The 18325-nt window shown below is 43.5% G+C and carries 21 protein-coding genes, 1 pseudogene and 1 riboswitch; of the genes and pseudogenes, 3 read left to right on the top strand and 19 right to left on the bottom strand.

The annotated features are described in order from the left end of the window. Window positions 1-15 precede the first annotated feature (15 nt). The 14 genes and pseudogenes from merR to EDM57_RS12510 all read right to left on the bottom strand — a co-directional run bounded on the left by merR (window position 16) and on the right by EDM57_RS12510 (window position 12901). Window positions 16-399 (bottom strand): mercury resistance transcriptional regulator MerR, encoded by a 384-nt coding sequence (merR, locus tag EDM57_RS12580; protein WP_122905091.1) that lies wholly within the window; start codon window positions 397-399, stop codon window positions 16-18. 204 nt (window positions 400-603) lie between these two features. Continuing rightward, window positions 604-2223: pseudogene (locus EDM57_RS23750) on the bottom strand (Tn3 family transposase); the annotation flags it as partial. Window positions 2224-3136: 913 nt separating this feature from the next. Further along, window positions 3137-4477, bottom strand: a complete 1341-nt coding sequence (locus EDM57_RS12565) for a sensor histidine kinase (RefSeq protein WP_122905088.1) — start codon at window positions 4475-4477, stop codon at window positions 3137-3139. A gap of 9 nt (window positions 4478-4486) precedes the next feature. Next, window positions 4487-5179, bottom strand: coding sequence for a response regulator transcription factor (locus tag EDM57_RS12560; RefSeq protein WP_122905087.1), 693 nt, complete (start codon window positions 5177-5179; stop codon window positions 4487-4489). Window positions 5180-5218: 39 nt separating this feature from the next. After that, window positions 5219-5995 carry a prolipoprotein diacylglyceryl transferase gene (lgt, locus tag EDM57_RS12555; protein ID WP_122905086.1) on the bottom strand — a complete coding sequence of 259 codons (777 nt, stop codon included), beginning with the start codon at window positions 5993-5995 and terminating at the stop codon, window positions 5219-5221. Further along, window positions 5992-6711: a prolipoprotein diacylglyceryl transferase family protein gene (locus tag EDM57_RS12550; RefSeq protein ID WP_122905085.1), complete on the bottom strand. Its 720-nt coding sequence runs from the start codon at window positions 6709-6711 to the stop codon at window positions 5992-5994. Before EDM57_RS12550 ends, lgt begins: the two co-directional genes overlap by 4 nt. Before the next feature lies 1 nt (window position 6712). Then, window positions 6713-7231, bottom strand: a complete 519-nt coding sequence (locus EDM57_RS12545) for a TlpA family protein disulfide reductase (RefSeq protein WP_122905084.1) — start codon at window positions 7229-7231, stop codon at window positions 6713-6715. Next, the gene (locus EDM57_RS12540) at window positions 7228-7809 is read right to left on the bottom strand and encodes a TVP38/TMEM64 family protein (protein ID WP_122905083.1); all 582 of its coding nucleotides are present in this window, start codon (window positions 7807-7809) and stop codon (window positions 7228-7230) included. The genes EDM57_RS12545 and EDM57_RS12540 overlap by 4 nt, the downstream gene beginning before the upstream one ends. Window positions 7810-7929: 120 nt before the next feature. Continuing rightward, entirely contained in the window at window positions 7930-8469 is a 540-nt protein-coding gene (locus EDM57_RS12535; protein ID WP_122905082.1) for a FixH family protein, read from the bottom strand. 29 nt (window positions 8470-8498) lie between these two features. Beyond that, entirely contained in the window at window positions 8499-9695 is a 1197-nt protein-coding gene (locus EDM57_RS12530) for a murein hydrolase activator EnvC family protein (RefSeq protein WP_122905081.1), read from the bottom strand. 191 nt (window positions 9696-9886) lie between these two features. Continuing rightward, complete coding sequence (locus tag EDM57_RS12525; protein WP_122905080.1) at window positions 9887-11689, bottom strand: ATP-binding protein; 1803 nt, start codon at window positions 11687-11689, stop codon at window positions 9887-9889. Window positions 11690-11702: 13 nt separating this feature from the next. Further along, the gene (locus EDM57_RS24065; RefSeq protein WP_425455804.1) at window positions 11703-11849 is read right to left on the bottom strand and encodes a CbtB domain-containing protein; all 147 of its coding nucleotides are present in this window, start codon (window positions 11847-11849) and stop codon (window positions 11703-11705) included. A 34-nt stretch (window positions 11850-11883) separates the two neighbouring features. Continuing rightward, the gene (locus tag EDM57_RS12515) at window positions 11884-12354 is read right to left on the bottom strand and encodes a hypothetical protein (RefSeq protein WP_170163445.1); all 471 of its coding nucleotides are present in this window, start codon (window positions 12352-12354) and stop codon (window positions 11884-11886) included. A gap of 28 nt (window positions 12355-12382) precedes the next feature. Beyond that, window positions 12383-12901, bottom strand: coding sequence for a hypothetical protein (locus tag EDM57_RS12510; protein ID WP_122905077.1), 519 nt, complete (start codon window positions 12899-12901; stop codon window positions 12383-12385). 131 nt (window positions 12902-13032) lie between these two features. Beyond that, window positions 13033-13239: riboswitch (cobalamin riboswitch) on the bottom strand. A 619-nt stretch (window positions 13240-13858) separates the two neighbouring features. Here EDM57_RS12510 and EDM57_RS23745 point away from each other — a divergent pair. Both EDM57_RS23745 and EDM57_RS23010 read left to right on the top strand, forming a co-directional pair. After that, window positions 13859-14638, top strand: coding sequence for a hypothetical protein (locus EDM57_RS23745; RefSeq protein ID WP_246005799.1), 780 nt, complete (start codon window positions 13859-13861; stop codon window positions 14636-14638). Window positions 14639-14753: 115 nt separating this feature from the next. Beyond that, window positions 14754-14987, top strand: a complete 234-nt coding sequence (locus EDM57_RS23010) for a hypothetical protein (RefSeq protein ID WP_148039117.1) — start codon at window positions 14754-14756, stop codon at window positions 14985-14987. 299 nt (window positions 14988-15286) lie between these two features. On the opposite strand, the gene EDM57_RS12500 is transcribed toward EDM57_RS23010, so the two are convergent. The 5 genes from EDM57_RS12500 to EDM57_RS12480 are packed head-to-tail and all read right to left on the bottom strand — an operon-like array spanning window position 15287 to window position 17623. Further along, a complete protein-coding gene (locus EDM57_RS12500; RefSeq protein ID WP_122905076.1) occupies window positions 15287-15586 on the bottom strand; it encodes a spore coat protein in 300 nt (99 codons plus the stop codon). Between the two features lie 11 nt (window positions 15587-15597). After that, window positions 15598-15792 carry a hypothetical protein gene (locus tag EDM57_RS12495; protein ID WP_122905075.1) on the bottom strand — a complete coding sequence of 65 codons (195 nt, stop codon included), beginning with the start codon at window positions 15790-15792 and terminating at the stop codon, window positions 15598-15600. Between the two features lie 25 nt (window positions 15793-15817). Further along, window positions 15818-16954 (bottom strand): zinc-dependent alcohol dehydrogenase, encoded by a 1137-nt coding sequence (locus tag EDM57_RS12490; protein ID WP_122905074.1) that lies wholly within the window; start codon window positions 16952-16954, stop codon window positions 15818-15820. Next, entirely contained in the window at window positions 16951-17361 is a 411-nt protein-coding gene (locus EDM57_RS12485) for a spore coat protein (protein ID WP_425455803.1), read from the bottom strand. The genes EDM57_RS12490 and EDM57_RS12485 overlap by 4 nt, the downstream gene beginning before the upstream one ends. 10 nt (window positions 17362-17371) lie before the next feature. Beyond that, a complete protein-coding gene (locus EDM57_RS12480; protein WP_122905073.1) occupies window positions 17372-17623 on the bottom strand; it encodes a spore gernimation protein GerQ in 252 nt (83 codons plus the stop codon). Between the two features lie 272 nt (window positions 17624-17895). Between EDM57_RS12480 and EDM57_RS12475 the strand changes: the two genes are divergently transcribed. Further along, window positions 17896-18132, top strand: coding sequence for a hypothetical protein (locus tag EDM57_RS12475; RefSeq protein WP_122905072.1), 237 nt, complete (start codon window positions 17896-17898; stop codon window positions 18130-18132). The last annotated feature ends 193 nt before the right edge of the window (window positions 18133-18325 follow it).

The raw sequence follows: 18325 nt of genomic DNA, 5'->3' as shown, positions 1-18325 counted from the left end.
AAAACTACTTGACGGTTACACAATGATGGGACATTCATAAATCTCTTTGTTTTCGGGACATCTTTCTTTTAGGTTAATGAGCATTTGTTCGATTTTTTTAAGATCTTGAATTTTACGTTGTATATCTTTTAACTTTTTGACAGTGAAATCATAAATATCGCGGCACTTTGCTTCATCCTGATCAACAACACCTAACAATTTATCAATTTCATTTAGTGTAAATCCCAATCCCTGCATACGCTTAATAAAGTTCAAACGATCAACAATATGTTCTGAGTAAACACGATATCCTGAATCTGTACGAAAAGGTTCTGGTATGATGCCCATTCGTTCATAATAACGAATCGTTTCTTTGTTAACATTGCATTTCTTTGCGAGTTCTCCAATGCGATACTGCATTTGTTTTTCACCTCATATTTAGTATAAACCCTGTACTTAAGTACAGGGTCAATGCCTATTTTGCTCCCTTGAATTAAAAATATTCCAGTACTGAATCAACATATAAATGGGGGAAATTCCGAGATACGCACAAAAGCGGCATGATAGATAGAAAAAAATAGAAAAAATTGAAAAAAATAAAAAAGGGGCGCAAAGGCCCTCCGTTCAAGCAATTTCCAACTCTAATTCCAGCTTCCCATCTAAAGGCTGAGGCGGTTTATCCAAATCAATAACATAATCACCAAACCGTTTGATATGCTCTGTTAGATAAGGGCTGAGTGCACTCAGATCGTCTGAGTCTACGTAATACCCTTCTCGCCTCAATTGACGTACCACCGCGGTCAAATCAACGACGTTTTGGAAAATAACCGCGTTTGCAACCAGATCTCCATATTTAATGGACTTTTCCTGTTGTTCAGGATCGTTGTCGGCAATAATGCCATCTCCACCAAAGAACAGCCACTTGGAAAATCCGTTGTAAGCCTCTACTTTGTTTGTAGTGGCTGTGATTTTCCTGCGGAGATCAATATCGGCAATGTATTGGAGCAAGAAAACCGTGCGTACGACGCGGCCCAGTTCCCTAAATGCCTGATACAGTTTGTTTTTTTGGCTGTAATTCCCCAGCTTTCTTAACAACATAGCAGAAGAGATTTTCCCATGCTTAATTGACAAGACTACTTGTAAAAGGTCCTTCCAATGCAATTGGATTAAATCCCAGTCGATCGAATCGCTAAAGAGAGAATCAATGTGCGTATATTTCATTGCAGGACTGGGGCGGAAGAAAGTAAGCTTTTTGAAATTCCGAATCCGTGGCATCAGTTTGATACCCAACAGATGGGATAAGCCAAATACAGGCGTAGATTGCCCCTGTGTGTCGGCATGAATGGTGTCTGGTTGCACATCGGATTTGTTTTTCAGTAAACCATCAAGAATATAAACGGCTTCCCAAACCTCACAGGGGATGAAGTGACTGAAAAGAGCGATGTAATTGTCTGCTATGTGATGGTACGCAATCCCTCCATAGCTCCCATAGCGAATATGATATTAGGCCAAGAGGTTTTCTTCATAAATGTCGTATGGGGTTCCATCGGCCGCGGCGGATTCGCCTGTTCCCCACAGCTTGGGTAGATCAAACTCATGATGGTAATGGTTAATGATGTCCTTCATAGCTTGGTCAATCTTTTTTGCCGTGATGTGCTTTTGATTCGCATAAGACAGGACATTCCAAGTGACATCCCCTCGCATATGACGGGCGGCTTGGACGGGGCCTAAATTGCACCCATAAGCAAAAGTGGTTAAGATGTATCGCTCACGCGGATTTTTTAGCTTTGGATCGGAGCCGGAAGATGGTCCGAAATGGCGTGTCCAGTTGACCCAGTGTTCAACATTGCATAGGATGTCAATTAGATTTCTTTCAGGGAGACGTTCTTTAATAAGCTCCTCTAATTCCTTCAATGACTTTTTATATTCGCGTTTCTGCACTTTCCTTAACACGGGTTCACCGTCTTCGTTGATGCTAACATGCTCATTATCAGGGAATTCCTGGTCAATTTGTTTTGAGACTTGGATCATCCATGATTTTAATCCTTTTACGAAGTTCACTTCATTCTCAGGGAAACCTAACTCCCGGCAGTATTCTGGGATTAAAGGTTCGCATTCTTCCCAAGGAAGCAATTGTTCCCGATAGTCAGCATACGATTCGGACCCCGGGACACATATATCACCAGATTTTAGTTCTGTGGCAATGCAAGAGAAGACACAAGCCTCCAAATGCCGACGATGAATGAGCCAACCGCCAACCCTTTGTTTTACGCGAATCATCCTGCGCCATTGATCAGGAGCAAAGGAAAGATCCACTTCATCGGGCAGCCAATCCGTGCGCTTGTGCCTGTTTTCCATCACGAATTCAAGTGCATGCACCAAGGTTTGATCTTGAGAAGTGGATGTAAATTGCAATAGATCAGCGAAACTGAAAAGAGTGGATCGACTTTTTTGATAATGTTTCTGGATGAATGGATAGTAATTATTTCCCTTAATTGAAGCCACTGCTTCGCATTTATCCAACAATGCCTGGATAGTTCCATAAGAGGCGATCGTTTCTTTTACTTTTTCATGACTGGCTGTGTCATCATTTCCGCTGGCCATGACAAGTAAAACATCATTAAAGATCGAAACCAGGTCTTCCAGCTCGTTTTGCTTCTGTTCCTTCATGTCCTGGTGATCTTGTTTACTGGCCTTATGTATGTTCCCAACCCGTTTTTGAAACATTTCAGCCAAATGATCTTTGGTTTTGACTTGAGCCTGATGAATTAAGCAAATGAGAAGAGTAATGCGCTTCGGCTCAGAGTAATCTTTCAGTTCCGATGCACTTAATGACTTGGCTTCAGCCGCAAAGTATTTGATCTTGGATGGTGCGATCCCATTCAAAAATGGGGTCATATCACCATGGGATTGAAGCCAAATGAAATGATTAATGTGGTCCTTTAGGTTTTTCAAGGTTGGCTTTTTGGGAAGTTTTTTAAATCGGTTAAATTCGCTGTAATGCTGGTTTTCGCTTCTTATTAGCAATTCGTTCAATGTATGTATTTGATCGCTGGACAACCGGTTCAATACTTGTTGGAATAATTCTTGATTGACTGCTTGTCGAATTTCACTTGCTAAATCATCAAGCACGCGAAAACTAGGCAATTCGCATTTATCACTTGCGTAAAGATGGTAATCGGATCGTTACTATAGTTCCTTTCCCCAACTCACTTTCAATATTAATTTCTCCTTGATGGGCTTCCACGATTCCCTTTGCGATGGTTAGTCCAAGTCCGGATCCACCCCGTTCCCTGTTGCGTGACCGATCGCCACGATAAAACCTTTCAAAGACATGCGGAAGATCTTCTTCGGGAATACCGATACCATTGTCCTGTATTGTTATCAGCACCGTCTCACGATCTTTTTCGACGGAAACAACTACCTCTCCATTTGGCTCCGTATGTTTGAGCGAATTGGTGAGCAGATTGGAAAAAACTTGTGCTAACCTTTGTTTATCACCCACAACTAACGCCAACCGTTCCAGCCTGGGAATCAACAGAATATTTTTTCGCTGAAACGAAGACTTCATGGATTCCACAATCTCTTTCGCGACATCGCTAACATCCAGTTCTTCCTTAGATATGCGGAAGGCACCTGCTTCCGTTTGAACGACTTGATCTAGATCGCTTACTAGCCTCGTCAAACGAAGTACTTCGGATCTAGTGGATTCCAGATGTTCTGGACTTGCCTCCCATACACCGTCGATCATTCCCTCAATTTGGGCCAACAATGTATTTAATGGCGTGCGCAATTCATGGGCAATGTCTGAAGTCAATCTTTTTCTTAGCTCTTCTTGTTTTTGTAAACTCGTAATCAGTTGATTAAATGTGTACACTAACTCAGACAGTTCATTCTGGTCCTGCGGAATCGGTACCCTAACAGAATAATTACCATTTGCAACTGATACCGCTGCCTTACTCATGTGTACGATAGGCTGTACAATTCGACGTGCTATGATGATGCTAGTGATCGATGCGATTAATAGTAATACCAACATTGTCCATTGCATTGCTTTTGTATGAGCAATCTGAAAATGTTCTTCCAACGACATGGCCGAATTATCAGCATTGTGTAAAATATAGATGTACCCAATACTTTCATTACCAAGCGTTATAGGAATCGTATTTGCATTCGAATAAGGTTGAGCATTACCTTCTCGATGATTACCTACCATTCTAAGGATTTGATGATTCTTGTCATAAAGTGTGATTTCAAGGTCCAGTACCTTTGCCAAGGCTGCCAATTTTGAAAAGACGCCGTTTCCCCATCCGTTTTCTTTTTGATATTCCTCACGCACAAGTGAGATAATTTCCTCACGATGCTTTTTGCTTAAATCCTGCAGATAAAAGGAAAAGTGATAATCCATTTCTTTAATGGACAATAACATCGATACCAGAATACCACTTGCACTTACAATCATTAGTACGAGAGCTAGCTTGACCCAAATTTTTCGCATCTGCTACCCTCAATTCTTTGTAGGATCCTCAAACCGATAGCCTAAACCGTATACGGTCTTCAAATATACAGGTTGTTTCGGATCATCCTCGATTTTTTGCCGCAGGTTTTTGACATGGGTGTCGATCGTTCGATCACTACCATGAAAATCAAGCCCTAAAACCTCCGAAACTAGTTCTTCCCTGCTCCAAGTGCGTCCAGGGTGCCGGATTAATGTTGTGAGTAAACGAAATTCATTAGGAGTTAATTCTACAGGTATCCCATTCTTCGTGACAGTTTTGTAGGTTAGTGAAATTGCCAACTCACCAATTTGGATGTGATCACTAAGGGTTTGGTATTCTCCGCTCCTCCTTAAAATGGCTCTAACTCGAGCAACTAACTCACGTGGGCTAAATGGCTTTACCAGATAATCGTCTGCACCAAGTTCCAATCCTTTGATTCGGTCTGATTCACCGCTTTTCGCCGTTAACATCAAGATGGGAACCCGAGAATGTTTTCGGATCTCTTTACATACCTCTTCGCCGTTAATATCTGGGAGCATCAGATCCAAAACAAGTAATCCAATAGGGTATGTTAATGCTAACTCGATTGCTTCCTTCCCGTTTTCTGATGTTATGACGTGATACCCGTCCTTTTTTAAATATGAGGAGAGGATCTCAAGAACCTGTGGTTCATCATCTACAATGAGTATAGTGGAAGACATTCAAGACACCTCCCTATTACAGTCTATCCCGTTCATACGTTACGAGACGTCGCCCCTTTTTTCACGAAAAACTATGGCGATGGCAAACATTATCATCAATACGATTATTGCGAAACTAGTCCATTGCGCAGCCGTCCAGTCGAGCAAATACCTAGGTGTGTCTCCTCTTAAAAATTCAAGAGCAAATCTGCCTAATGCGTACAGGGATTGGTACGTAACAAAGAGAATGCCTTTCGGAAGTTTTTTTGTTTTCATTGCGATCAAGATACCAAAAATAATAAAATCCCATTGTCCTTCCCAAATTTCAGCCGGCCACAACGGTTGCGATCCGTAGCGTTCATAGGCAATCGTCCCTTCCGGATAGACGATTCCAAAATTACTCCCGGTCGGCGATCCAAATGCATCGCCATTCAAAAAACAAGCAATCCGCCCTATTCCTTGTCCAAAGACAACTGCAGGGGCCAACGTATCAACAAAGTCCCAAAAGGACAACTTATGTCGCCACGTATAATAAATCGCGGAAGCAATACCGCCGATAATCGCTCCCTGTATGGATAAACCACCGTTCCAAATTGCGATTATCTCCAGCGGGTGAGTCGAATAATACGCCCATTGAAAAAACAGAACCTCCCACAATCTTGCCCCGATTAAAGCAGAAATGACCGCTGTAACTGCAAACGGGGATATATGATCACGATATACGGTATCTCTGGCCAGATATCGCGCGATCCCGACAGCTAAGAGGATGGCTAGGACGACCACGAGTCCGTAGGAACGGACTGGATAATCGCCAAGATAAAACAGAACGACTTTCATGTTATATCCTTCCCTTCTTTTTTATGCGTGTTGAATATAATGCTTAAAGCGGCAACTACAATGAAGAAAAGCTGCTGAAGAGACAGACCGAGAAAATATGGTGTTGTATACTGGAAGAATGTCAACGTCATCTGAAACAAACTAAAGTACAACAGAAATGAACCAAATGATACAGACTTTCCTCTTCTTTTCGCCCATATCATCAACAGTCCAGTAGCAATTCCAAAAATGAGTTGATACAGACCTAATGGATGATATCGGTACGAAGATTGATCAACTGCTATTCCCCAGGGCATTTCAGTCACCGTTCCGACACTTCGGTTCAGAAGGAAAAACACCACAAATCCACTTAATAGTCCGAATGGCAATACTTCCGTTATTTTTTCTGCCGGTATGCTGTCTTTTCGAATTTTGTAGGTTATAAACCATACTCCTGCAGCAACACCTAGGTATAATCCTGGATCCGTACCGGTGGAAAGCAAAAAACTAAATAGGTTCAAGGTTTCGTCCAACAGCAACGTAGGCTGTAAAACGAGTGGGGATAGCTTCCAAATGGCTAAAACAATTAAACCGCTTTTGAATAGAGCGTCTGTTATGGGTTCTCGAGACGGTTCCCCTTTTAACAGCCTCGATATCACGAAATAAGCGACCAATCCGGAAAAGGTCATGGAAAGCCATTCGACATTTGTGAGCTGATGTAATAAACGAATCATCATGTTACCGAACCAACTCTTTCATGTATTGTTCAAACGATCCAGGATCCGTTGCACCAATGATTTTTTGTGTGATGATGCCATTTGTGTTAATAAAGTATGTGGTCGGAATGGAAATCACCTGATACAGATTTGCTATCTTACCCGTTTCATCCAGCAGAATAGGAAACGAGAGTCCAAATTCTTTTACAAACGCTTTTGCAGATTCAACATCATCATTGGCTGTAAGATTAATCGCGTAGAAATCCAAACGATCTTTGTACTTCTCGTATAACTCTTTTAAGTATGGCGCCTCTTCCCGGCAGGGACCACACCAGGACGCCCAGAAGTTCAGAATAACCGGCTTATCGCGTTTCCCGGCAACTTGGTAGGTTTGGTTATCCAGTGACGACAGTGAAAAATGAGGAGCTGTAAATCCTATCTTGGGAATCTGGTCAGGTGAACCGTTTTTTGTCTGGTTATTGTTGTAGATGGCAATTACCGCCAACATGATAATAAACAGAATCGCAATACTTTTTTTCATAAATGCTCCCCCTTTTTACGTCTTGACCAGAATATCAAGAAGACAAGGCTTCCCAATATCAGCGATACGGCCAAACGGGATTTGTTTTCCGAGAGAAATACGATATCATGCCCAACAAACGTCTCGAAAACCAAGGAAGGAATTTTCCCGATCAATGTAGCCAACAGAAAATCCAAAAGAGATATCCTTGTCAGAGAGGCACCGAAGTTGACAAATCCGGACGGCAAAAGGGGGTTAACCCGCAGTAGGACTATGCCTGCCATTTGCTTTAGCCGGGAAGCTTGGTTGACTCTTTGTACCCAATTGCTTTCCGACCATTTCCTCAGTTTTCTTGACTTACCTACTCCCCAACGATAGAGCTGGAATGCCAGTACTGCTCCCGTCACTTCACCCACCAAAGAAACGAGAAAACCTCCCATCAGACCAAATACGATTGCATTTGCTCCCGATAAAAAAATGGAAGGCAGCACTCCCGTTATACTGATGACCACATTGAGCAGTATACTGCCTGCAATAGCGATCACTCCCCAGGACCGTAACCATTCCGCGATCGCTTCTACGTTTGTAATCCAATCCACAGTGACCTCCTAACCCGTCTATCCGTTTCTTGTAAGGTAAGTATAGAATCAAAATATGTAGGAATTATGGAGCGCCGGAAAGAAAAAGATGGTCACGAATCATCCGTGCCATCCTAGTTGTCATGGGTTCCGTTTTCTTACCCACATCAACATCAATATTCCTGCTACTACAAACACGAGTATGAACAAATACACGGGCATCCAATTGTTTTCCGGATCTTTAGCCTTTAACGGGGTTGTGAATTCAGCCTCATATTTTTGATCGGTTGGATTTACTTGCCTTTGTTCAGAGTGACCGCGGACGGCTTTTATCTTTACGATCCATTCTCCGGCAGTAGGCAATGCGACTACACCCTTATACTCGCCATTCTGTTCATGAATAAGAGTAGCCTCAATCTTTTCTTGGCCTTTCGTGAAAACTGCTGTAACTTGTGCGTCGGTAACTGCTGTGGCACTTTCGAGTTCTCCCATCTCACCATTCTTTACCTTTGCCTCTACGACACCAACATAAAATACGGTATCCGTTTGTGCGATTATTGGTCCATCATACGAGATACCGGTTATATACCACCCGTTTTCAACATCTGCCTTCACGCCTGGGATGGTAATCGTCCATACAAATAAAAAAACGATACAAATCAAAATAGCCTTTATTCTCAACTCGGTACTTCCTCCTTCTTATGTCTTACTTACTTCAGAAAGCCGTCGGGATCTACGGCCTGCTCGTTTTTGTAAACGGTAAAATGGAGATGGTTCCCTGTAGAACGCCCAGTAGAACCAACCTCGGCAATTTTCTCACCACGTTTTACCGTTTGCCCGACTTTTACCATAATGCCTCCTTCGCGGATGTGAGCATACAACGTGGTGATTTCTTCATTATGTTTGATAGCAATTACGTTTCCGTAACCGCGCAAATAACTGGCGACAGTTACAACGCCGTCTTCGGCGGCATAGATATCGGTCCCTTTGGGAGCAGCCATATCAAGACCATTATGCCCTGACGACTTCCCGGTAATCGGATCTTTTCTTAAACCAAAGGAAGACGTCAGACGGTAACTGCTTGGTGGCAACGGGAGAAAAAGTTGACCTCCAGAATAAGTACTAGAGTATACGTTCTTATTCTTTTGTCTTGTTTCCGCGATCTTTTTGGATTCAGCGGTGATCAATTGCAGCAAGTTTTGTTCTTCCTCTTCCCTTATGTCAGAGAGTTTTGCCTGCTGTTCTTTCAATGCTGCTTTTACCAACATACTCTTTTTGTACTGTTGATCAAGAGAGATCTTCAGATTCTCAGATTCTTCCACCAACGACTCAATTACCGACAACGAAGCTCTTATTTTTTCTTCCTGTTGCCGGAGAAGCGCTTTGTCTTTTTGGTGAGCCTCCAATATTGTTGTGTCTTGTTCAACAATCATTTGGATTATCTTCCAACGAAGGAGAAAATCACTAAAACTCTTCGAACCAAAAATTACATCCAAATAGGTTGTCGATCCCTGCTCATACATGGCTTTGACTCTTGCCCGCAGTACCGACTCCCGTTTTGCAATCCGTTTGGAAACTTGATCCAGTTCCTTATGTATCTGCACCATCTGTTGTTTTGTCAGTGCTATTCTATTTTCCAAACGGTCTATTTTGGTTTGGAGCTCGTTTCTTCTTAGGTCAATCACCATCAGCTCATCGTCCAATTGTTTGCTTTGTTTTTGTATCGTCTGAATTTGTGAATCAATGTTTTTCATAGATTGGACTTTCTTCCGCTTTTGAGCGCGAATTTCATCAAGTTGCTTTTGAATCTTGGAAACGGACTCTTGTTGTGCTAAGCCTTCTGAGTACGGAATCAAGCTCCATGAAATGAAGAATGCTAGTGCAGCAATAAATGCCCTTGTTTTCATGTGTAACTCCTAATGTTATTAAAGAGTTAATAGAACAAGAACAGTTTACGAAAAAGATGTGTAGAAAATATGGAGGTATTTCGGGGAATGCTGATTAGTTTAAATAGATTCTACTGGTCGAAAGTTTAAGGAGGTTAAGAAAACAAACAAAACCCTTGGTCTCCCTACTACAAGACCAAGGGTTTGTGAAATTACACTTTGCAACTGACCTGTAACGACGAGGAGGAGGATGTCTGGTTTGAATCCATTTGCTCTTCTATTGACTTGCAGATGATTAGTGCTTGTTGTACATGTTCCTCTAGAACAACGGGAGAATCTGCTTGTACAGCAATGTCTCCTGCTGCACGAATAAGTCCTCCCAGTTCTCGAAGACGGGTCGTCAGTTTATCTGGATAACCGGACATCTCCTTCGCTTTATTTATCACAGCTTCGACTGCTTCACGGGTGAAATGCGGGATTTTTCCGTCCCTGCGTACTTCCTGTGCTACAAACAGAGCCAATTTATAGCGATTTTCTTCGGTATCATCCATGGTTGTCTTCATGTAGATTTCGTACCCGTATCCGCGGATCCTTGACCGTAAAGCAGGATGAATTTTGTCAACGTCCGACAGATTACCAGCCAGAACCATCAGGAAGTCACACGGTACAGGTTCTGTTCGAATCATTGTTCCGCTTGACCCCGGCGAAAGCCCTGTGATGCTCAGTTTCTTTTCCTGAAAAGCGGTAAGCAGGGACTGCTGGGATTCCAGCGAGAGAGTGGAGACTTCATCAATAAAAAGTACGCCATTGTGTGCCAAATGGATTGCACCGGGTTCAACCAAGTGATGTGGCATTGCCTCTAATCCTCCGGATTGATAAGGGTCATGACGTACATCTCCGAGTAAGGCCCCAGCGTGGAGTCCTGTCGCATCAATGAACGGAGCTCGTGATGTGTTTCGATGGTTTACCAGGAATTTTGGCAATTGACTTGTGGATTTGGCTTTTATGGTTTTCCCGAACCAATAGAACAATGGGATTGCAAACAGTCCACCCATGATGTAAATGGGATTATCTCGGGTAACGGAGTAAAATACAGAAACAAACAGAGACACAGTACAGGCAAACCCTACAATCCAACGAAGAGTTAAGACACTGGTGTAAACATCCTTTTCCCGTTGCTTAATAATTCTCTCCGCTTCACCTGCCGGGAGTCTTCTTACTCGTGGAACATTTCTCTCCTCTTCGTTCAACTCCACAATGATATCTTCCAACGAAGAAGCGGGAAGTAATTCAGACATGGCCTTCGCCAGCATGCTTTTTCCTGTGCCTGGCTCGCCAATAAGAAGTACCGAACGTTTTTGTCGAGCGGCCAATTTGATAATGTCTACGGCCCGCTCTTGTCCAATGACTTGATCGATTAACCTGGAGGGCACAGGAAGCTCTTCCGTAGTGACATAATGTTTTGTCAACACAACAGGTTTGTCGTTCTTTCCCAACAGAGGGGCGATGTGTGTCTTGACGATTGTGTTTACTTTTGCCGATGAATCAGATTGGAGATGAGAGTACACAGACAGAAGCCGCTCCCGTACAAACGGAATTTCCCAAAGCTTGATAAAAGTCAGGGCGGCCGTTTGACGTACCTTGTCGGAAGGATGAGAGAAAGCTTTTTCCCAGAAGGACCATACTTCGTCAAAGCTAACGGCTGATGCTGCCACAATACCCTTTGCAGCCCCTTCTCGGACATACAAATTGTCATCATCCGCCAGAGTAAACCAGATTTCCGCTGCCTTCTTTCCACCAGCTTGCAAAAATCTATAGAGTTCCCTTCCGGCTATGTAGCGAAGCACCCAGCGTGAATCCTTACTGAATTGTATCAAGTTGACAAACAACCTCTCTGGATCCCTCTCCCATAAGCGAATGAACATTGAAATCGTTTGTTCAAGCAATCTAACTTGTCGCCTCTGAGCAAACCTGTGCATGGCCATTGAAAAAAGCTGTACAATGACGGTGTTCAATGGTTCTACCACCTTAATGGCATGGAATAAACATCAGAGCATGTCGTAATTCATGAAGGGAATCGTGTACGGGAGCATAACCAGAGAACAGGGTGGTATATAGGACAATTCCGGCGAGAAAAAGAACTGCGGCTAACTGGGCCGGCAAAGAAAAGAACATGTTTTTCACGTTGTATTTTTTTGCATGTTCGAACTTATGCGACATCAGGGTACTCTCCCTTCCATTTTCGATTTGTTTTTCCCCATCGTGTAACACTTACCCCCACAACCATTCCAAAAGCGATAACTGACAGTAGAAACACCATGGTTTTGACTTTAACAGCAAAAGGAGGATGAAACCCCTCTACCTCTACGGTTACTTTCTTCTCTGCAAGAATAGATTTTGTGGCTGGATCGACAAGCGAAATGGTTACCTCATGTTCTGCTCCATCAAAGAATTGCATAGCAAATTTATATGATCCATCGGGGGAACTGCTTTTCATTGACATGATTTCGGCTTTGTCCTCCAATCGGATCGCATGGAACTGAACTTCATACGGGCCTCTTTCTTGACCTGACGTTTCGAGTTTCCCTTCAAAATAGGCCAGTTCCCCGACCCGAGCATGATGGTCGCCACCCCCTTGATCGGATCCATGTGCAAAAACAGTGGAGCTTGTCATTGACATAAGCAGTACACTAACTAGGAGTACAACCCTAAACCGCATGGACACGTTTCCTCCCTCTCGATAAGACATAGCCGACAACAAAGCCAAAAGCAACCAATATCGCAATAAAAATAACAGCATTTTTTACTTCTTCCGGATTCTCATTGATGGTAATGACAAGCTCGTGAGTTCCTGCAGCTTTTCCTTCACCATCCACTACGTCTACTTTTAGATGATAATCGCCCCGAATGGGAAACATGTACTGAAAGGTTGCCTTCCCGTTTTCTATCGGCAAAGTCGCGTCAATTAAATCCGTTCCTTCCACAATGGGAAAATCCGTTGGCGAAAAGAATTTGCGTTCAGGACTACGAAGGAAGATATGAGCAGTACCGTTCTGGATATTGGCAAACATAAGTTCTACCTCTGCGGTATCCAAATCTGGGCGTACGTCTCCCCCTTGTTCATTCTGTACGTTTGCGATTATCGATTCTCCGGCTGTTACAGGTGAGTTCGAAAACATCAAAGCGAAAATGATAGCGATGATTCCTAGAAAAGTCACCTTCGTCATGTCTTTCTACTCCTTTTCTTATGATGGCGAACCCGAACAAAAAAGCACTTTCTACAAATGTGCAGAAAGTGCCTATAGACGCGACAAAACAAGCGTCATCTATACACACCTCCCTATCCTCGTAGGTACTGTTGTGATCAAGAAAAAAGGTAGGTCTCCTGGCTCATGGATCAAACGCACGTAGCTGAATAACTACATCCAGCTTGCTTAAGCCTTCCCGTTAGGACACAGTGACCTAAGCGTGCTCTCCAATAACAGTGGCGGGACCGCGACGGATTTGCACCGTTCTTCCCTTTTAAGAAACGCTGCAGCGTTTCACCTTTTTTCCACTATATTCAATTGTCAAACAAGCTATGTACATTATAGTCCATTATAGTCCATTATAGGTTGCTTGTATAATACAAATCATAAAACGATCATCGTTCCACTGTGATCGTCTTTTCCGTAGCATCACTATTAGCCCAACTTAAAATGGTTATCGGAAATAAACACAAAGAATATGACAGTACAAACTCCAGCGGCTCCTAATAACATGATTCCGGTTCGTGTATACTGTTGAAACAGTCGAACAACTCCTAAACTGGCAAGCGAACCGGTAGTCAAAAGGTAGGCAACACCAATCCAAAACTGTTCCCAAGTTAAGTTAGACAAATCTACAATCCCCAAAGCAACACACCTTCCCTGTCTCACTTTAATCAAACGTGCTTTTTAACACATGATTACTATATCAGGACTCCATCCTAATTGACTATCGGAAATCTGATTCGACACGAAACTTTCAAGTCTCGATTCGTATAGAAAGCCATCGCCCCTGTCCGGTAATCGTTTCAAACAAAAAGAGGATAGCAGTAATCAAAATATTTTCCTTATAAAACCATAATTTCTAAGTAATGACAAATATATTTCCAGTATTTTATTATAATTTCGTAAATTTGTATATGTTGGGAGGTAGAAACAATGATCAAAGAAGCAGTAATCAAAAAAGCTTTTTCATTGCTTGGCATCATGACTCTAACTTTTAGTGTATTATTGGGAGGCGGAATCGAAAAAGGTTATGCAGCTGAAACAAAAAAGGGGAAGGATTCTGAAAACTGCAAGAGTGTCGATGAGTTTTTAGCATCTGATGCGTACGAGGCTAAGGTGTTTAAAGACAAAGGGTATAAAGAGTTTGTTATTAAAAATCCGGAAGAGTTTGTTAAAAAAGCAGGATTAAAAAAACCTGACCCTAAACTCAAGGCCAAAAGTGTGATAATTAGAGTACCTCTCGAAGAAAGTAATGACGAAAAAGTCTACCAATACAACAAAGACAGTCGTGATGGCAAAAACAATCGTGAAGGCGAAGTTACCACACAGGACTTAGATCTAAAACCGGATTATGTGACTGTGACAGATACTTCGTATGCGTGCGGCGTTGAAGAAATTCAAAGAGTAAGCGGTTCCAAAGGTACCTTAACTTTGACAGTTTCAGAAAAGGTTGCGGCTACCTTTAGTGCAAACGTTTCGGTCAGTGCAGAAATTGTTTCTGCTGGAGTAGGGTTTAACGTTACAAGTGAATATACTGTAACAGATTCTAATACGGTAGACACGAACGGAAGATTTACAGAGCTGGTTGCTTATCCGTATTATAGAATCAAGTACTTTGACGTATATGATGAGGCGACCTTCGGATCAGATAACTATCTTGGTAGTGGTGAAGCATGGAAACCGATTGGTGTTTGCTTCGCTGTTTTCGATTAAAAAAGGGGAATTCCCCCTTTTTTGTTTTATGTAAAAATTTATGTTATGCTAATTAGACATGAATAACTAGAAAGGCTTCCCTACTTAATGTGATTAAAGGGTGGGATTAGATCACATGGCAAAAAAAATTGTGGGTATAGGGTTTTGTTTAATATCCGCTTTGTTATTTTCAACTCGATATATTTGTGCGGCAATTTACAGTATCAGCTCTGCAAATACTCCTAGCTCATTTGGTTCCACAGAATTCAATAAGTGGCTCGATTATATTGGAAACACACCATTAATCCTTAGCATTCTGGCATTAGCCCTTGGCATAGGTTACTTAGTTTGGTCAGAAAAGGATGAATAGCCAAAGCTGTAACGTGGTAACGGCCATCGTTACAAACACGTGTGGGCGTGGAAACTAGGGGTCTGTCAATGATTTTGTGTAAACTCCAATAGTCGTTAGGTTCAGCGGAGATATGGTTAAACTCGCTCTGGAAACTGAATGGACAACTGAAACAGAACGACAGCCCAGAATCTTCCAAAGATGAATCCTTATTTGAGTCCAATACCACCAATTATTTCACTATCGATCCTCGTTAGCGTAAAAAAGCACCCTCTTGGGTGCTTACCAGACAGCGTCCTCAATACACCGCCTTCCCAGTGCTATAGCGTAGGTGCATTCAAAGCGGTCTGGATGTTCTGCAGGTCGAACTGGTATTGCTCTTTCACGTTCCACGGGTGGTACCAGCCACGCTCCATCAGATACATCGAGATTCGCTCGTGCATGTCGATTGCTTCCTCTAATTGCTTAATGAGCATCGCCTTAATTTCTGGAGTGTAGGCCTCCGTTACCGCCATAGCGTAGTTTCTCACGCCGCTCTTCGCAGCGATCAGAAAGTCCATCGCAATAACTTGATCGGTCATCGTATGCAGACCGGTCAAATGCTCAAGAAGTGTGTTCATGCTGTCATCTCCTATTGGGTTGCTTTAGCTAGAATCGCACCGAGCTCCTGCAGCTGGCGAGTCGAGATCTCAACGTCTTGCTGCAGAATAGCCTTTAACGCCGGGTCCGAAACCAATGCATGCATCGTTTTGGACTTGGTTATACATACGGTTTTGAACGCCGCCATTTCGTGAACTTCGAGCGTTTCGTGCATAGCATAAACCATGGCACGCGTACCTCCAATCATAAAATTATGGCTTGAGCACTACTTTGATGCAATTGTCTTGTCTCGTGTCAAAAATCTCATATCCACGCTTTGCCTCGCTCAGCGGGATTACGTGCGTAATGACGTCGCCCGGATCAACCTTGCCGGTATCGATCAGTTCGTACATATACGGCATGTAGTGGATAACTGGCGCCTGGCCCATGCGAAGATTGACGTTCCGCTGAAAGATGTCGCCTAACGGGAATGCATTGTACCGTCCGCCGTATACACCTGTTACCTGAATCGTGCCGCCTTTGCGTACAGCCTGCGAAGCAATAACGAGACCGCCCATAGCGCCACCGTGAAGCTTAAGGCCGGAAGCCAAGGCCTCCAGCGGAGACATCTTGCCGCTCATTCCCGAGCAGTCGATGACGACGTCCGCACCACCTTTAGTCATTTCCTTCAGATGGTTACCGATGTTCTCCTCCGACTCTACGTTTACTGTCTCCACGTTGTTCGTCCGTTTCGCATGCTGAAGACGGTAGTCGAGGTAGTCAGCCGCGATCACCCGCTTTGCACCTTTGAACCAAGCAAACTTCTGCACCAGCAGCCCAACCGGACCGCAGCCGATTACGATGACTGTGTCCCCTTCCTTCACGCCGGCATTATCAACACTCCAGAACGCGGTCGTCATCGCATCGGCAATTAGGCACAGTTTCTCGTCGGGATGCTCACAGCTCTCCGGAATTTTGAAATGTGTGAAGTTCGCATAAGGGACCCTCAAATACTCGGCTTGTCCGCCAGGATACCCGCCAGTCGTTCCGGAATAGCCGAAATAGGCGCCCATCTCCCCATTCTCGTTCGAATTATCACACTGGCTTTCCAAGTGATTCTTACAGTAAAAGCATTCACCGCAAGCGATGTTGAACGGGATGATCACGCGGTCGCCTTTTTTCAATTTCGTAACGCTGGGACCGACCTCCTCTACGACACCCATCGGCTCGTGCCCGATGACATAATCCTCCTGCAAATTCGGGATCATCCCATGAAAGAGGTGCAAGTCCGAGCCGCAAATCGCTGTAGTTGTCAGTCTGATGATCGCATCGTCGGCCTTCTGAATCTTCGGATCTGGGACCTCTTTCACTACGACATTCTTGATGCCTTGGTACGTAACTGCCTTCATGCCATGTTTCCTCCAATATGCTCGTCCGGCGTGCGATCGAACATGCTTTTGCGTCTCGTGTCGTCCGGGAACAGTTTCAGCTTGCCGATCTCCACCGTGTTTTCAGCCGACAACTGATCCAATTGGTACTGTTCTCGGAGATCGTAAGGATGAAACCATTTCTTGCGGACCATAAGGTCCGTAATTTCCTGGTGCAGCGCGATGCTCTGATGGAGCTGAGTGCGCAGCAGGGCTCTGGCATCAGGGGAGACGGTTTCCGTTAAAGCCGTCGCCGTGTTTCGAACCCCTTCTTTGACGCGGATAAGAAAGTCCATCGCAAACGTCATATCCGCCATCTCTGGCATATTTAGCGAGTTAGCGGGATCAACATAATCCATCTTAATGGAATCTACCCGATCCAATGTCATAATTGCCACCTCATTTCAAGATTGGTGTCGGTCGGAATTCAGGGACCGGCGCTTGGAATGGAGCTTTGGCATACACAGCTTGTAGATCGGCAATAGCTTGAATGGACTGCTGTACGTCCTTCTGCATCAAGTCTTTAAGTTCCTGGTCGAACACTAAGCCTTGCATTAATTTGGACTTAGCTAAACAAAGCGTCTTGAAGTTGAGCACCTCATGTATTTCAAGCGACTCGTGCGCCGCTAACATTTGCTGCTGGTTTATCATATAATCACCTCCTAATTGACTTAGCAGTAGTATCTTGTCCATGATGATTAGGCTTATTCAATAAGAAAAACCGGAGGCTCAGCCTCTGGCCCATTTTCGTTAGATGTTTATCTGAAATTTTGTATTCGTCCCATGAACTCCTTTGTTATCTCACGGACCGCTAAAATTACCTTTCATCCATTGTATTAACAGTCTTCATCGCTGCGATTTCCCGCGGTGTAAAAATAAACTGGTTAATCAAAGTCTTCGGGGTATGGAAGGGGTTAATTGGCATGAGCCGTCCACCACTTTCCCTTAGTTATACTACTTTGCGCTGCTTCTTAGTGCATGTTCGAACGGTTCATAGTCAAAGCGAAACAACTCCACCTACCCAGAAAGAGCAGTTCACACAAGAAGGTGCACGTCAGTTAGAGGATCAAGATAAACAAGGAGCAGGCAGCCAGAAGAAGATTAGTGAGCAGAAGGCCAACTACATCATGGCCATAGAAGATCGTGATTTCCCTCTATGATTCAACTTTCCAACCTAACCGCACCAAGTCTAAAGGCACATACACCTCGTTACCGTTGATTTGCCTGTGTAGAATCGGTCGTTTGAATAATTCCTCCAATGATTTTTCTTCTCTTGCCCTTCTGTTGCTGGCTTCAATTAAGCTTTGTATAAACATCTGGTTCTTCACTACATTCAACCTCACTTCATGTTTT

Source organism: Brevibacillus gelatini (genome assembly GCF_003710935.1).
Classification (GTDB): domain Bacteria; phylum Bacillota; class Bacilli; order Brevibacillales; family Brevibacillaceae; genus Brevibacillus; species Brevibacillus gelatini.
This window is presented reverse-complemented; position numbering and strand designations above follow the sequence as displayed.

Bases quoted from the DNA above. Each gene is read 5' to 3' on its own strand.
- EDM57_RS12485 (WP_425455803.1), bottom strand. From the start codon at position 17,361: ATGACATTGGATCGGGTAGATTCCATTAAGATGGATTATGTTGATCCC.
- lgt (WP_122905086.1), bottom strand. From the start codon at position 5,995: ATGAAAGTCGTTCTGTTTTATCTTGGCGATTATCCAGTCCGTTCCTAC.
- EDM57_RS12510 (WP_122905077.1), bottom strand. From the start codon at position 12,901: ATGACGAAGGTGACTTTTCTAGGAATCATCGCTATCATTTTCGCTTTG.
- EDM57_RS12545 (WP_122905084.1), bottom strand. From the start codon at position 7,231: ATGAAAAAAAGTATTGCGATTCTGTTTATTATCATGTTGGCGGTAATT.
- EDM57_RS23745 (WP_246005799.1), top strand. From the start codon at position 13,859: ATGATCAAAGAAGCAGTAATCAAAAAAGCTTTTTCATTGCTTGGCATC.
- EDM57_RS12495 (WP_122905075.1), bottom strand. From the start codon at position 15,792: ATGGTTTATGCTATGCACGAAACGCTCGAAGTTCACGAAATGGCGGCG.
- merR (WP_122905091.1), bottom strand. From the start codon at position 399: ATGCAGTATCGCATTGGAGAACTCGCAAAGAAATGCAATGTTAACAAA.
- EDM57_RS12550 (WP_122905085.1), bottom strand. From the start codon at position 6,711: ATGATGATTCGTTTATTACATCAGCTCACAAATGTCGAATGGCTTTCC.
- EDM57_RS12475 (WP_122905072.1), top strand. From the start codon at position 17,896: ATGAGCCGTCCACCACTTTCCCTTAGTTATACTACTTTGCGCTGCTTC.
- EDM57_RS12565 (WP_122905088.1), bottom strand. From the start codon at position 4,477: ATGCGAAAAATTTGGGTCAAGCTAGCTCTCGTACTAATGATTGTAAGT.
- EDM57_RS12530 (WP_122905081.1), bottom strand. From the start codon at position 9,695: ATGAAAACAAGGGCATTTATTGCTGCACTAGCATTCTTCATTTCATGG.
- EDM57_RS24065 (WP_425455804.1), bottom strand. From the start codon at position 11,849: ATGTTCTTTTCTTTGCCGGCCCAGTTAGCCGCAGTTCTTTTTCTCGCC.
- EDM57_RS12560 (WP_122905087.1), bottom strand. From the start codon at position 5,179: ATGTCTTCCACTATACTCATTGTAGATGATGAACCACAGGTTCTTGAG.
- EDM57_RS12490 (WP_122905074.1), bottom strand. From the start codon at position 16,954: ATGAAGGCAGTTACGTACCAAGGCATCAAGAATGTCGTAGTGAAAGAG.
- EDM57_RS23010 (WP_148039117.1), top strand. From the start codon at position 14,754: ATGGCAAAAAAAATTGTGGGTATAGGGTTTTGTTTAATATCCGCTTTG.
- EDM57_RS12515 (WP_170163445.1), bottom strand. From the start codon at position 12,354: ATGTCAATGACAAGCTCCACTGTTTTTGCACATGGATCCGATCAAGGG.
- EDM57_RS12480 (WP_122905073.1), bottom strand. From the start codon at position 17,623: ATGATAAACCAGCAGCAAATGTTAGCGGCGCACGAGTCGCTTGAAATA.
- EDM57_RS12500 (WP_122905076.1), bottom strand. From the start codon at position 15,586: ATGAACACACTTCTTGAGCATTTGACCGGTCTGCATACGATGACCGAT.